General features: G+C 71.6%; 11 protein-coding genes. 4 read left to right on the top strand and 7 right to left on the bottom strand.

Translation table 11 applies throughout. The annotated features are described in order from the left end of the window. The first annotated feature begins 22 nt into the window (after positions 1 to 22). On the top strand, positions 23 to 745 hold the full coding sequence (locus ACH5AF_RS02070) for an MBL fold metallo-hydrolase (RefSeq protein ID WP_398899358.1): 723 nt from the start codon (positions 23 to 25) through the stop codon (positions 743 to 745). A gap of 26 nt (positions 746 to 771) precedes the next feature. Next, positions 772 to 1,596 carry a DUF3097 domain-containing protein gene (locus tag ACH5AF_RS02065; RefSeq protein ID WP_398899356.1) on the top strand — a complete coding sequence of 275 codons (825 nt, stop codon included), beginning with the start codon at positions 772 to 774 and terminating at the stop codon, positions 1,594 to 1,596. Here the strand turns inward: ACH5AF_RS02065 and ACH5AF_RS02060 are convergent. The 5 genes from ACH5AF_RS02060 to lepA form a co-directional block, all read right to left on the bottom strand. After that, the gene (locus tag ACH5AF_RS02060) at positions 1,580 to 2,176 is read right to left on the bottom strand and encodes a Uma2 family endonuclease (RefSeq protein WP_398899353.1); all 597 of its coding nucleotides are present in this window, start codon (positions 2,174 to 2,176) and stop codon (positions 1,580 to 1,582) included. The genes ACH5AF_RS02065 and ACH5AF_RS02060 overlap by 17 nt on opposite strands. 104 nt (positions 2,177 to 2,280) lie before the next feature. Further along, positions 2,281 to 3,513, bottom strand: a complete 1,233-nt coding sequence (gene hemW / locus ACH5AF_RS02055; RefSeq protein WP_398899351.1) for a radical SAM family heme chaperone HemW — start codon at positions 3,511 to 3,513, stop codon at positions 2,281 to 2,283. A gap of 27 nt (positions 3,514 to 3,540) precedes the next feature. Continuing rightward, a complete protein-coding gene (locus ACH5AF_RS02050) occupies positions 3,541 to 5,526 on the bottom strand; it encodes a SpoIIE family protein phosphatase (protein ID WP_398899769.1) in 1,986 nt (661 codons plus the stop codon). 330 nt (positions 5,527 to 5,856) lie between these two features. Continuing rightward, positions 5,857 to 7,746 (bottom strand): AMP-dependent synthetase/ligase, encoded by a 1,890-nt coding sequence (locus ACH5AF_RS02045; RefSeq protein WP_398899349.1) that lies wholly within the window; start codon positions 7,744 to 7,746, stop codon positions 5,857 to 5,859. 280 nt (positions 7,747 to 8,026) lie between these two features. Continuing rightward, on the bottom strand, positions 8,027 to 9,892 hold the full coding sequence (gene lepA, locus ACH5AF_RS02040; protein WP_398899348.1) for a translation elongation factor 4: 1,866 nt from the start codon (positions 9,890 to 9,892) through the stop codon (positions 8,027 to 8,029). A 241-nt stretch (positions 9,893 to 10,133) separates the two neighbouring features. On the opposite strand from lepA, the gene rpsT reads away from it, so the two are divergent. Next, positions 10,134 to 10,400 carry a 30S ribosomal protein S20 gene (gene rpsT / locus ACH5AF_RS02035; protein WP_398899347.1) on the top strand — a complete coding sequence of 89 codons (267 nt, stop codon included), beginning with the start codon at positions 10,134 to 10,136 and terminating at the stop codon, positions 10,398 to 10,400. A gap of 512 nt (positions 10,401 to 10,912) precedes the next feature. Here rpsT and holA read toward each other — a convergent pair. Continuing rightward, the gene (gene holA, locus ACH5AF_RS02030; protein WP_398899346.1) at positions 10,913 to 11,899 is read right to left on the bottom strand and encodes a DNA polymerase III subunit delta; all 987 of its coding nucleotides are present in this window, start codon (positions 11,897 to 11,899) and stop codon (positions 10,913 to 10,915) included. Positions 11,900 to 11,968: 69 nt separating this feature from the next. Between holA and ACH5AF_RS02025 the strand changes: the two genes are divergently transcribed. After that, complete coding sequence (locus ACH5AF_RS02025; RefSeq protein ID WP_398899345.1) at positions 11,969 to 12,211, top strand: hypothetical protein; 243 nt, start codon at positions 11,969 to 11,971, stop codon at positions 12,209 to 12,211. 107 nt (positions 12,212 to 12,318) lie between these two features. Here the strand turns inward: ACH5AF_RS02025 and ACH5AF_RS02020 are convergent, their stop codons facing one another. After that, on the bottom strand, positions 12,319 to 13,146 hold the full coding sequence (locus ACH5AF_RS02020; RefSeq protein WP_398899344.1) for an arylamine N-acetyltransferase: 828 nt from the start codon (positions 13,144 to 13,146) through the stop codon (positions 12,319 to 12,321). Positions 13,147 to 13,242 lie beyond the last annotated feature (96 nt).

Below are 13,242 nucleotides of genomic sequence, written 5' to 3'. Positions count from 1 at the left end.
TCGATGCGGATAGCGTCGCCGTATGGACGCCGCTTGGGAAGACTTCGGGTGGGAACGGCTGGGCGAGGGCGTCGGCCGGCGCAGGATGCCGACCTGGGACGCGACCGTCGGCCTGGTGGTGGGCGACGACCACGTCCTGCTGTACGACACGGGCTCGACGATCCGCGAGGGCGCCGAGGTCCGTGGGCAGGCGCAGGCACTGGCGGGCGGGCGCCGCGTGACGTACATCGCACTGAGCCACCCGCACTTCGACCATGTGCTGGGTACGGCCGCCTTCGCGGGTGCGGAGATCTACGGGGCGGTCGGCATGGACGCGCTGCTGAGCCGCGAGCGGGACACCATCCGCGCCGACGCGGTACGGCACGGGGTCCCGGAGGCCGCGGCCGCGGAGGCGGCCGATCTGCTCGTGCTGCCGCACCACCCGGTGAGCGGCGAGTGCACGCTCGACCTGGGCGGCCGCCGGGTGCTGCTGGCCAACGTCGGTCCCGGCCACTCGGGGCACGATCTTGCGCTGTTCGTGCCCGGTGAGCCGGAAGTCGTCTTCTGCGGGGACCTGGTGGAGGAGTCCGGCGAGCCGCAGGCGGGCCCCGACGCGATCGCTTCGCGCTGGCCGGCGGCGCTGGACCGCCTGCTTGCGCTGGGCGGCGAGGACGCGCTGTACGTGCCGGGGCACGGTGCGGCGGTGGACGCGGCGTTCGTGCGGAGGCAGCGTGACCTGCTCGCGGCACGCTTCGGCGTGTCGTAGGGGAACCGGTCGTATCGTCATGCGACATGCGCAGTTACAGCCCTGACCTGACGCCCCCGTGGAAGCGGTCGGCACCGGTTCCGGAGGTCCCCGCGGAACCCGACCTGGTGGTGGAGGAGGTCACGACCGGCTTCTGCGGGGCGGTGATCCGCTGCGAGGCGGACACCGTCACGCTGGAGGACCGCTTCGGCAAGCACCGTGTCTTCCCGCTCCGGCCGCGGGGTTTCCTGCTGGAGGGCAGGACGGTCACGCTGGTCCGCCCGTCCGCCTCTGCACCGGTCCGCCCCGTCCGTACGGCCTCGGGCTCGCTCGCGGTCCCCGGCGCGCGGGCCCGGGTCGCCCGCGCCGGCCGCATCTACGTGGAGGGCCGCCACGACGCGGAGCTGGTGGAGCGGGTGTGGGGAGACGACCTGCGCATCGAGGGCGTGGTCGTCGAGTACCTGGAGGGCATCGACGATCTCCCGTCGATCGTCGAGGAGTTCGCACCCGGTCCGGACGCACGCCTCGGCGTCCTGGTCGACCACCTCGTCGCCGGGTCCAAGGAATCGCGCATCGCGGCCTCGGTCACGGACCCGCATGTGCTGGTCGTGGGCCACCCGTACATCGACGTGTGGGAAGCGGTGAAGCCGTCGTCGCTCGGCATCACCGGGTGGCCGCGGGTCCCGCACGGCCAGGACTGGAAGAAGGGCGTGTGCCGGGCGCTGGGCTGGCCGGAGAACACGGGCGCGGCCTGGCAGCACATCCTGTCGCGGGTGCGTTCGTACAAGGACCTGGAGCCGGCGCTGTTGGGCCGGGTCGAGGAACTGATCGACTTCGTGACGGAGATCGACTTCGTCACGGAGCCCGGGTGACCGGAGGAGTCGCGCCGGGGTAGACGCCGAACTCGCTGGTGTCCACGTCCACGTCGAGGACCGGCAGGTGCAGGGTCTCGCCGAACTTCCACTTCCGCTCGGAGCGGTAATCGGCGGCCTCGCCGCTACCGCTCGGCTCGGTCAGGACCAGGCACTCGGCGCCGCGCGGATCCACGATCAGGTAGACGGGGACGCCGCCCGCCGCGTAGATGGAGCGCTTGACCACGTAGTCGCGGTGGACGCTGGTCTTGGAGACGACCTCGACGAGGAGGGAAACCACCTGGGCGGGAAGCAGGCGACCGGCGGCCGGCCCGGCACCACGCTCAAGGACGACCAGGTCGGGCTGGGGCTCACTGGTCTCGCCCAGAAGGTCGATGTCCTGGGTCTGGAGCCGCCTCCACCGCTTACGCGGAAAGTGGTCCAGCAGGGCGTCCACGATGTCGTTGTGGACCAGGTCCGGCCCCGCCATCATCACGATTTCCCCCCGGAGTAGCTCCACCTTGTATCCCTCGGGAACTTCGAGATTCTCGAAGAACTCCACGACGTCGGTGGTCATCGATCGGTCGTCCACAGCGGTCATCTCCGCAGTCCTCCGGTCTCTGCCGCCGTCAGCTGACGGCGGCAGCCTATGCATCAGAGTAGGGATCGAACCCCGGTTCCGCAGTGGCTCACCCGTTGGGGTGATCAGTCGACGAGATCCCTGACCACCGCGTCCGCCAAGAGGCGTCCGCGCAGGGTCAAAACCGCCTGCCCGGCCTCGTACGGACCGGTCTGCAGGAGCCCGTCGGCGAGGGCGCGGCGCGCGGCGGCGAGGCCCTCCGGCCTGAGGAGGTCGAGGGGGCAGCCCTCCCGCAGCCGCAGCTCCAGCAGGATCCGCTCCACCCGGCGGTCCTCGGCGCTCAGCACCTCGCGGCCCGCGCCCGGCGAGCGGCCCTCGGCCAGTGCCGCCGCGTACGCGCCGGGGTGCTTCACGTTCCACCAGCGCACGCCGCCCACATGGCTGTGCGCTCCCGGGCCCGCGCCCCACCAGTCGGCGCCGCGCCAGTACAGCTCGTTGTGCAGGCAGCGGCCGGCCTCGGAGGTGGCCCAGTTGGACACCTCGTACCAGGAGTAGCCGGCGCCCGCGAGAACGTCCTCCGCGATCAGGTAGCGGTCCGCGTGGACGTCGTCGTCCGTCATCGGGACCTCGCCGCGCCGGATGCGCCGGGCCAGCTGCGTGCCTTCCTCGACGATCAGCGCGTACGCCGACACGTGGTCCGGCCCCGCGCCGACCGCCGCTTCCAGCGAGGCCCGCCAGTCGTCGTCGCTCTCGCCCGGTGTGCCGTAGATCAGGTCGAGGTTGACGTGCTCGAAGCCCGCCGCCCGCGCCTCGGCGACGCATGCCTCCGGGCGGCCGGGGGTGTGCGTGCGGTCGAGCACCTTCAGCACATGCTGCCGGGCGCTCTGCATGCCGAACGAGATCCGGTTGAAGCCCCCCGCCCGCAGCGCCTGAAGATACTCCGGGCCCACCGACTCCGGATTCGCCTCCGTGGTGATCTCCGCGCCGTCGGCGAGGCCGAACTCCTCCCGTACCGCGCCCAGCATCCGTACGAGATCCCCGGCCGCGAGCAGCGTCGGCGTGCCGCCGCCGACGAAGACGGTCTGCACCGGGCGGGGGTCGTCGCCGAGGACCTTGCGGGCCAGCCGGATCTCGTCGGCCAGCGTCTCGGCGTAGTTGTCGCGGGAGGCGAGCACGCCGCCCGAGCCGCGCAGCTCGGTCGCGGTGTAGGTGTTGAAGTCGCAGTAGCCGCAGCGCGTGGCGCAGTACGGCACGTGCAGGTAGAAGGCGAGCGGCCGGTCACCCGCGTCGTCGAGGGCGGTCGCCGGCAGCGAGCCGTCGTCGGGGACGGGCTCGCCGTCGGGCAGTACGGAAGGCATGCCCCCCATTGTCCGTCACCGGCGGCATCATCCCGCCTGGAGCACCAGCAGCGCGAGATCGTCGCCGGGCGGCGTCTGCGCGAACGCGTGCACCGCAGCCCTGATCCGTTCCGCCACACCCTTCGCCGACAGCCCCGCGCACCCGGCGAGGACCGCGGCGAGACCGTCCTCGTCGTCGAACATGCGGCGTCCGCAGCGCCTCTCGGTCACGCCGTCGGTGACGCAGAGCAGCGTCTCGCCCGGCGCCAGGTCGAAGGTGCTGCTCTGGTACGCGACGTCGTCGACCACCCCGAGGAGCACCTGCGGCTCGGCGATCACGGTGACCGTGCCGTCAGGGCGCAGCAGCAGCGGCAGCGGGTGGCCGGCGCTGGCGAGGGTGCACCGGGCGCCGCCGCGGCCGTCCGGCGAGGGCACGACCTCGCCGTAGAGCAGGGACAGGAAGCGGGAGTGCTGCCCTTCCGGCAGGCCGGGCCCGTGCCCGCCCGTGACGAGCAGGGCGGCGGCCTCGGCGGCCTCCATGGCATCGTCGAGGAGCAGGCCGTTGAGCCGGTCGAGCACCTGGCCGACCTGATAGCCCTCGCGGGCGAGGAGTCGCAGCCAGGGGCGGGCGAGTCCGGTGACGACGGCGGCCTCGGGACCGCTGCCCTGGACGTCGCCGAGTACGAAGCACCAGCGGCCGCTCGACCCGGCCCGGAAGACGTCGTAGAAGTCGCCGCCCGCGACGCCGTCCCCGCTCGGCTCGTAGACCAGGCAGGTGTCCACGCCGGGGATCTGGCCGACCTTGCTGGGGAGCAGCCCCCGCTGGAGGACGCGGCTGATGGTGGCCTGCCGGGTGTATTCGCGGGCGGCGCTGATGGCGAGGGCCACCCGGCGGGTGAAGTCCTCGACGAGCGCGGTCACTTCGTCGGGCAGCCGGGTGGTGTCCTGCTGGGCGACGACGAGCACGCCGAGCCCTCGGCCGCCCGCGGCCAGCCGGTACGCCAGCGCCGTCCCGCCGCTCTGCCGACCGTCCGCGCCCCCGCCCGTGTCCCGGTCCGGGTGCACGCCCTGGTGGACGGCCTGGTGCGCGGCCGGCCACGGGACCGGTACGGGCCCGCTGAAGCCGGGGTCGGGCGGTTTGGGCGCCTCCGTGCCGAGGGCGGCCCGCAGCTCTTCCACGGCGGCCTCGTCGCGGTGCCAGACCCCGGCCAGGCGCGGCGCGACCGCCGTGCGGCCCGGTTCGCGCAGGCCGTGCCAGCCGGTGTCGCCGTCGAGCCAGACGGCGCACCAGTCTGCGAGCCTCGGCACGAGCAGCTGTCCGGCGAGGGCGGCGACCATGTTCTCGTCGAGCTGCCCGGCGAGCAGGTCCGACGCCTCCGCCAGGAAGGAGGCCGCTCCGCCGCGCGCCAGCCAGTGGTGGTCGTCCCGCCCGGGCGCGAGGGCCTCGGGGGCGGCGTCGCCGAGCGGGGGCCTGTGCAGGGGCACGGCCTGCTCGCCGGTCCGCGGCCGGATGCCGCGACCGTCGAGCGGCAGCCTGGCCCATACGGTCTTGAGCGCGGCGCGGTAGGTGACGCCCCAGCGTTCGGCGAGGGCCGCCACGAGGTGCAGGCCGCGCCCGTAGTCGGGAGTGCCCGACTGGTCGAAGCCGTGCGGGTGGCTGTGGACCGGGCGGTCTGGGTGGTGGTCGGAGACCTCGACGATCACGGCGGCTTGGTCCGCAGCGTCGGCGGCGTCTTCGGCGGGATGTTCGAACCGGCACACGAGATCGGCTGCCGTGCCCGCGTGGACGACGGCGTTGGTGACGAGTTCCCCGGCGACGAGGGCGGCGTCGTCCGCGAGCCGCTCGGGGCAGGGAGTGCCGGGCGGGCAGCCGCCGGCGAGCCCGTCGCAGCGGGCACATGCGTCGAGCAGGCCGAGCCCGGTCCACTCGGCGACGGCCTCGCGGACGAGCCGCCGTGCTGTGCCGGGCGCCAGGAGGCTCCCGGGCAGGCTGATGCGGACCCCCGCGCCGGGCTCTGACAACCCGGTGGACATGGGTGCGGGCCGGTTGCCGGTGTCTCGCTGCAACGGAATGGACCCCACGTGCGGCTCCTGGTCGGTGCTGTGTGCGCCGCTCTGACACCGACAGGGTGACAGACCGAGCCCGCCCATAAGCACGGAGTCACCGAACTGGTGGGGTCCTTTCGCATTCCGGCTGGTCGTACGGTGTGTTGCGAGGATCACGCCGCACGCCTGTGTCGCGGTCGTGCGGCGTTCTCCCCTGCCGGGCACGGCTCCTCGGCACCCGGCGTCACGTCAGGAGGAGGCGTTCGGTACGGCCCGTCCCGGTGTCGGGACCGGCCGTCAGATCGCCCGTGCAGGCGGTCACGCCTCCCGGGAGCCGGCGTACATGTCCTCGATCAGGTCCTTGTACTCCCGCTCGACGACCGGACGCTTCAGCTTGAGGCTGGGCGTCAGTTCGCCGTGCTCGATGTCAAGGTCACGCGGCAGCAGGCGGAACTTCTTGATCGTCTGCCAGCGCTGCAGGCCCTCGTTGAGGCGCTGCACATAGCCCTCGATGAGCTGCTCGGCCTGCGGGGAGGCGACGACCTCCGCGTAGGACTTGCCGCCCAGGCCGTTCTCCTCGGCCCAGCCGAGGATCGTGGGCTCGTCGAGGGCGATGAGCGCGGTGCAGAAGTTCCGGTCCGCGCCGTGCACCAGGATGTTGGAGACGAACGGGCACACGGCCTTGAACTGGCCCTCGACCTCGGCCGGCGCGATGTACTTGCCGCCGGAGGTCTTGATCAGGTCCTTCTTGCGGTCCGTGATGCGCAGGTAGCCGTCCGCGGACAGCTCCCCGATGTCACCGGTGTGGAACCAGCCGTCGGATTCGAGGACTTCGGCCGTCTTCTCGGGCAGCTTGTGGTAGCCCTCCATGATGCCGGGGCCGCGCAGGAGGATCTCGCCGTCGTCGGCGATACGCACCTCGCAGCCGGGCACGGGCTTGCCGACCGTGCCAGTCCGGTACGCCTCACCGGGATTGACGAACGACGCGGCGCTGGACTCGGTGAGCCCGTAGCCCTCCAGGATGTGGATGCCGGCGCCGGAGAAGAAGTAGCCGATGTCGGGAGCGAGGGCGGCGGAGCCGGAGACGGCGGCGCGCAGCCGGCCGCCGAACGCCTCGCGGAGCTTGGAGTAGACGAGCGCGTCGGCGACCTTGTGCTTGGCGCCGAGACCGAAGGGCACCGAGGCGGTGCCGGTGCGGCGGAAGTTGTCCTGCGAGACCTTGGCGTACTCGCGGGCGACGCCGGCGGCCCACTGGAAGATCTTGTACTTGGCGCCGCCGCCGGCCCGGGCCTTGGCGGCGACTCCGTTGTAGACCTTCTCGAAGATGCGGGGCACGGCCGCCATGTAGGTGGGCTGGACGACCGGCAGGTTCTCGATGATCTTGTCCACGCGGCCGTCGACGGCGGTGACATGGCCGACCTCGATCTGGCCGGAGGTCAGCACCTTGCCGAAGACGTGCGCGAGCGGCAGCCACAGGTACTGCACGTCGTCCTGGGTGATGAGGCCGGTCGCGGCGGTGGCCTTCGCCATGTACGACCAGTTGTCGTGCGGCAGGCGCACGCCCTTGGGGCGACCCGTGGTGCCGGAGGTGTAGATGAGCGTCGCGAGCTGGTCGGGGGTGATGGCCGCGACCCGCTCCTTGACGGCCTCGGGATGCTTCTCGAGGTACGCGGCGCCGCGGGCCTCCAGATCGGCGAGGGTCAGCACCCAGCCCTCGGGGTCGGCGGCGTCCGGCTCGACGCCTTCGGCGTCGACGACGACGACATGCCGCAGCGTGGGCAGCTCGGCGCGGCGCTCACGGGCCTTCGCCAGCTGGGCGGCGTCCTCGGCGATGAGCACGAAGCTCTCGGAGTCGGCGAGGATGTACGCCGCCTCCTCGGCATTGGTGGACGGGTAGATCGTGGTGGTCGCGCCGCCCGCACACATCACGCCGAGGTCGGCGAGGATCCACTCGACTCTGGTGGAGGAGGCGAGCGCGACCCGCTCCTCGGCGGCGAGCCCGAGGTCGATCAGGCCGGCCGCGATGGCGTAGACCCGCTCGGCGGCCTCACCCCAGCTAAGGGACTTCCAGTCATCGGGCCCCGTTCCCGAGGCGGGGGGCACCGGATAGCGGTACGCCTCGGCGTTCGGCGTGGCCGACACGCGCTCGGTGAAGAGGGTCGCCACCGATGGCGGTCGGTTCTCGATCTGGGTGTGGGTTTCGCTCACGACGTCCTCCGGGCCTGCGGCAGCATGCACGACTGGCTGGTTGTTTAACTTGCGAGTAACCATTGAGCCGCGATCAGAGTAGAGCGCACATCGGCGGCGCGTAAGTGCCTACGGGCTGCCGCTTCATAACGAACAGAGCGCACGTCCGCTCTTCGGAGCAGCCAGTCCATGCCGTGTACATGTAACGATTGACACCTCTCTGGATGGCCGAAAAGCGCCCGTCCTGAGCCGGACGGGCGCTTTTCGGTACGGGTGCGACAGGCGGCACAAGCCGCCCTGGTCACTTCTTGCTCTTGCCGCCCTCGTCGCTGGACAGCACCGCGATGAAGGCCTCCTGCGGGACCTCCACGGAACCGACCATCTTCATCCGCTTCTTGCCTTCCTTCTGCTTCTCCAGCAACTTCCGCTTACGCGAGATGTCGCCGCCGTAGCACTTGGCGAGGACGTCCTTGCGGATCGCGCGGATCGTCTCGCGGGCGATGACCCGGGAGCCGATGGCGGCCTGGATCGGCACCTCGAACGCCTGCCGCGGAATGAGCTCGCGCAGCTTGGCGACGAGCCGCACACCGTAGGCGTAGGCCGCGTCCTTGTGGGTGATGGCGGAGAAGGCGTCGACCTTGTCGCCGTGCAGCAGGATGTCGACCTTGACGAGGCTGGACGCCTGCTCGCCGGTGGGCTCGTAGTCGAGGGAGGCGTACCCGCGCGTCTTGGACTTCAGCTGGTCGAAGAAGTCGAAGACGATCTCCGCGAGGGGCAGGGTGTAGCGGATCTCCACCCGGTCCTCGGAGAGGTAGTCCATGCCGAGCAGCGTGCCGCGGCGGGTCTGGCAGAGCTCCATGATCGAGCCGATGAACTCGCTCGGCGCGAGGATGGTCGCCCGCACGACCGGCTCGTGCACCTCGCCGATCTTGCCCTCGGGGAACTCGCTCGGATTCGTGACCGTGTGCTCGGTGCCGTCCTCCATGGTCACGCGGTAGACCACGTTCGGAGCGGTGGCGATCAGGTCCAGGCCGAACTCCCGCTCCAGCCGCTCACGGATCACGTCCAGGTGCAGCAGACCGAGGAAGCCGACGCGGAAGCCGAAGCCGAGAGCCGCCGACGTCTCCGGCTCGTAGACCAGGGCCGCGTCGTTGAGCTGGAGCTTGTCGAGCGCGTCGCGCAGCTCGGGGTAGTCCGAGCCGTCCAGCGGATACAGGCCCGAGAACACCATCGGCTTGGGATCCTTGTAGCCGCCGAGCGCCTCCGTGGCGCCCTTGTGCAGGGTGGTGATCGTGTCACCGACCTTGGACTGGCGGACGTCCTTCACACCGGTGATCAGATAGCCCACCTCGCCGACGCCGAGACCGTCGGCAGGCAGCATCTCCGGCGAGTTGGTGCCGATCTCCAGCAGCTCGTGGGTGGCGCCGGTGGACATCATCCGGATGCGCTCGCGCTTGTTGAGCTGGCCGTCGATGACACGTACGTACGTGACGACACCGCGGTAGGAGTCGTAGACGGAGTCGAAGATCATCGCGCGGGCGGGGGCGTCGGCGACACCGACCGGTGCCGGCACCTCGCGGACCACCCGGTCGAGCAGCGCCTCGACACCGAGACCCGTCTTGGCGGACACCCTGAGCACGTCGTCCGGGTCGCAGCCGACCAGGTTCGCCAACTCCTCGGCGAACTTCTCCGGCTGCGCGGCCGGCAGGTCGATCTTGTTGAGGACCGGGACGATGGCGAGGTCGTTCTCCATCGCCAGGTAGAGGTTGGCGAGGGTCTGGGCCTCGATGCCCTGCGCGGCGTCGACCAGGAGGACCGTGCCCTCGCAGGCGGCCAGGGACCGGGAGACCTCATAGGTGAAGTCGACGTGCCCAGGCGTGTCGATCATGTTCAGGATGTGGGTCCTGCCCTGGTCCTCGCCCTCGGTGGGCGCCCACGGCAGACGGACCGCCTGGGACTTGATCGTGATGCCGCGCTCGCGCTCGATGTCCATACGGTCGAGGTACTGAGCACGCATCTGCCGCTGCTCGACCACGCCGGTCAGCTGGAGCATCCGGTCGGCGAGCGTGGACTTGCCGTGGTCGATGTGCGCGATGATGCAGAAATTGCGGATCAGCGCCGGGTCGGTACGGCTCGGCTCGGGCACGTGGGTAGGAGTCGCGGGCACGCAGGGTCCTGATTCTTTGGCAGACGCCGGGTCGGTGAGCTCGGCTCGGGTCAGTGTCGGATCGATACGTAGGCTCCATGGTCCCACGCGTTGGGCACTGTGCTCGGTTTGGGCCGCCTGCGGGGCGACTGGTAGCCTGAGCAGCTGTGTCTCGTGCCCTCTCCGGAGGCACCTCCCGTACCGAAGGGTTACGGGGGAGGGACGCAACCTCAGAGATCATCGAACCTGCAAAGGCTCTTTCGTGGCGAACATCAAGTCCCAGATCAAGCGGAACAAGACGAACGAGAAGGCGCGCCAGCGCAACAAGGCCGTCAAGTCGTCGCTCAAGACCTCCATCCGCAAGGCCCGCGAGGCCGTCGCCGCCGGCGACGTCGAGAAGGCGACCGTGGCTGCTCGTGCCGCCGCGCGTCAGCTCGACAAGGCCGTCTCCAAGGGTGTCATCCACAAGAACGCCGCCGCCAACAAGAAGTCGGCGCTGGCTTCCAAGGTTGCCTCCCTGCAGGGCTGAGCAACTTGACTGATCGCCGCTAGGGATCAAGCGGGCCCTCTCATCCGCTCCCGACCGGCACCCCTCGCGCCGCACGCGGCCTGCGTTCGCCACGCGGGTGCGGCGCACCCAGCTTGACGCCGAGGCCCCGCCCGGTCCTTCCCCAGGACTGTGCGGGGCCTTTGCCGTGCCTGCGAGGGCCGCGGGTGCGGGCGCTCCAGTGGGAGGCAGGACCTCCCCGGGGCGCGGCCCGGGGCATAGGGACAGGGCCAGGTGCGGCGGGAGGCGCGTGGGTGTGCTGCCCCTGGCGGAGGCGCATGGGTGGGCTGCCCCGGGGGGAGGCGCACGGCGTGAGCTGATTCCCCCCGGGACGGGCGGCCGGCGTGAGGCGGGACGCCCGGGACGTGCCGCGCATGGCGTGAGCTGATTCCCCCCGGGACGGGCGGCCGGCGTGAGGCGGGACGCCCGGGACACGTGGCTAGGCGCGCCGCGGAGGCGGGCGACGCCGTGAGGCGGGACGCCGGAACACGTGGCTAGGCGCGGCGGAGGCGGGCCGCTCGGGCGACCGTGACGACCGCCTTCTCCAGGGCGTACTCCGCATCGTCCCCGCCGCCCTTCACCCCCGCGTCCGCCTCCGCGATCGCCCGCAGGGCCATCGCGACGCCGTCCGGTGTCCAGCCACGCATCTGCTGCCGGACCCGGTCGATCTTCCAGGGCGGCATACCCAGCTCACGGGCGAGGTCGGCCGGCCTCCCGCCCCGCGCGGCGGACAGCTTTCCGATCGCGCGCACGCCCTGTGCCAGTGCGCTTGTGACCAGCACCGGCGCGACGCCCGTCGACAGCGACCAGCGCAGCGCCTCCAGCGCCTCGGCCGTCCGGCCCTCGACCGCCCGGTCGGCGATGTTGAAGCTCGACGCCTCGGCTCGGCCGGTGTAGTAGCGCCCGACGATCTCCTCGTCGATGGTGCCCTCGACGTCTGCGGTCAGCTGGGACACCGCACTGGCCAGCTCCCGCAGATCGCTGCCGATCGCGTCGACCAGGGCCTGGCACGCCTCGGGCGTCGCGGACCGCCCCAGCGCACGGAACTCCGAGCGAACGAAGGTGAGCCGCTCGGCCGGCTTGGTCGTCTTGGGGCAGGCGACCTCACGCGCGCCCGCCTTCCGCGCCGCGTCGAGCAGGCCCTTGCCCTTCGCACCGCCGGGGTGCAGGAGCACGAGCGTGATCTCCTCCGCCGGCGCGTCGAGGTACGCCTTGACGTCCTTGATCGTGTCGGCCGACAGATCCTGCGCATTGCGCACGATCACCACCTTGCGCTCGGCGAAGAGCGAGGGGCTCGTCAGCTCTGCGAGCGTGCCGGGCTGCAACTGGTCTGCGGTGAGGTCGCGTACGTCGGTGTCGGAGTCGGCGGCCCGGGCCGCAGCCACCACCTGCTGCACCGCGCGGTCGAGGAGCAGATCCTCCTGGCCCACGGCGAGCGTGACGGGGGCGAGGGGGTCGTCGGTCGTATTCTTCCTGGCCATTGCGGTCAAGCATCCCACGGGCCACTGACACTCCTCGGCGCATCCCGCGGCGTACCGGAGAATGGGCCGGTGAGCGAACGACATGTACTGGTGCTGCCCGACCGCGACGCCGCCGAGGACGCGGCCGAGGAACTGGCCGGACGCTTCGGCGTCACCGATGAACCGCAACTGGTGCGAGACGCGCTGGCCGGCGAGGACGACGCCGAGGACGCCCAGTGGCTCCTCGTGGTGGAGGACCCCGACGGGCGCCTGGACGCGCGCGCCCTCGACGAGTTCGCCGCGGAGTACGAGGGCTGGCTCGAGGCCCCATAGCCCCGCGACCGCGCGCCACCCGTGCGGCCAGCGGCGTGCAGCCCGCGACCGGAGCGACACGGCATTCGCCGGGCGGCACGCGCGCGTACACGGACCCGAAGGGCACATCACCGGGCCGCGGGATCGGGCGGCAGCCGGTCGAGCACCAGCCCGAAATGCTCCTGGTACGCCGCCAGTACCGCAGCGTCGTCGGAGAGCTGCCGCTCGTGCCGCTCACCGTGCTCGGTGACCACCAGGGTGCGTCCGCTCAGCGTGATCCGGCCTTCGGGAGTCAGCCGTGAGCAGACGAGGGACCGCGTGAAGTGCGAAGCGGGCGAGGTGCGGTGGTACCAGGCCCCCGCCTCGAAGTCGGTGAGGTCACGCGGCCGGGTGTCCACCCGGAACTGCGGCTTGCCGTCCCGCAGCAGGTCGAGGTCCCCGTACCGCCCCCCAGCCACGATCCGGAACACGCCTGCCGGGTCCTGCTGGTCCCCCCTGTCGTCCAGCGCGAGCGGATGGTGGCTGTGGTCCCCGAACCCGACGTCGGCCAGCCAGGGCCCGGTGCCGTCCACCGGCTCCACCCGCAGGGTGAGGTGGTCGTACGGGATGCCCAGCCGCCCGCCCTCCCCGAAGACGCGCGCCTGGTACAGCGTCACGGTGAAGCCCAGAGCGCGGAGCAACGCCGCGAACGCGCCGTTGAGTTCGTAGCAGAAGCCGCCCCGCCGCGCCTCCACGATCTTGGCGACGAGCGGCTCGTCGGCGAGGACGAGGTCCTCGCCACGATGGATCGACAGGTTCTCGAACGGCACGGTGTGCAGATGCCGGAGCTGGAGCTCGCGCAGGGCCGCCGCGTCGGCCCGCGCCGGGCGGTCGGCGCCGATGCGGCGCAGGTAGGCGTCGACGGTCCGCTGCGGGAGCGCCTGCGGCGGCTCGGGCTCCTGTCCTGGTGTTCCCATGCCATGAAGTCTCCTCGGTCTCATGCCCCCATGCCATGCGCCTCCGGTCCCGGGCCAGGCGGTCGCCGGTCCCGGGTCGCCCGGCGGAACGCCTCG

Origin of the sequence: Streptomyces sp. NPDC018833 (genome assembly GCF_044390825.1) — a bacterium.
Lineage (GTDB): Bacteria > Actinomycetota > Actinomycetes > Streptomycetales > Streptomycetaceae > Streptomyces.
The sequence above is the reverse complement of the archived record's forward strand: the minus strand, read 5'-3'. Positions and strand labels throughout refer to the sequence as shown.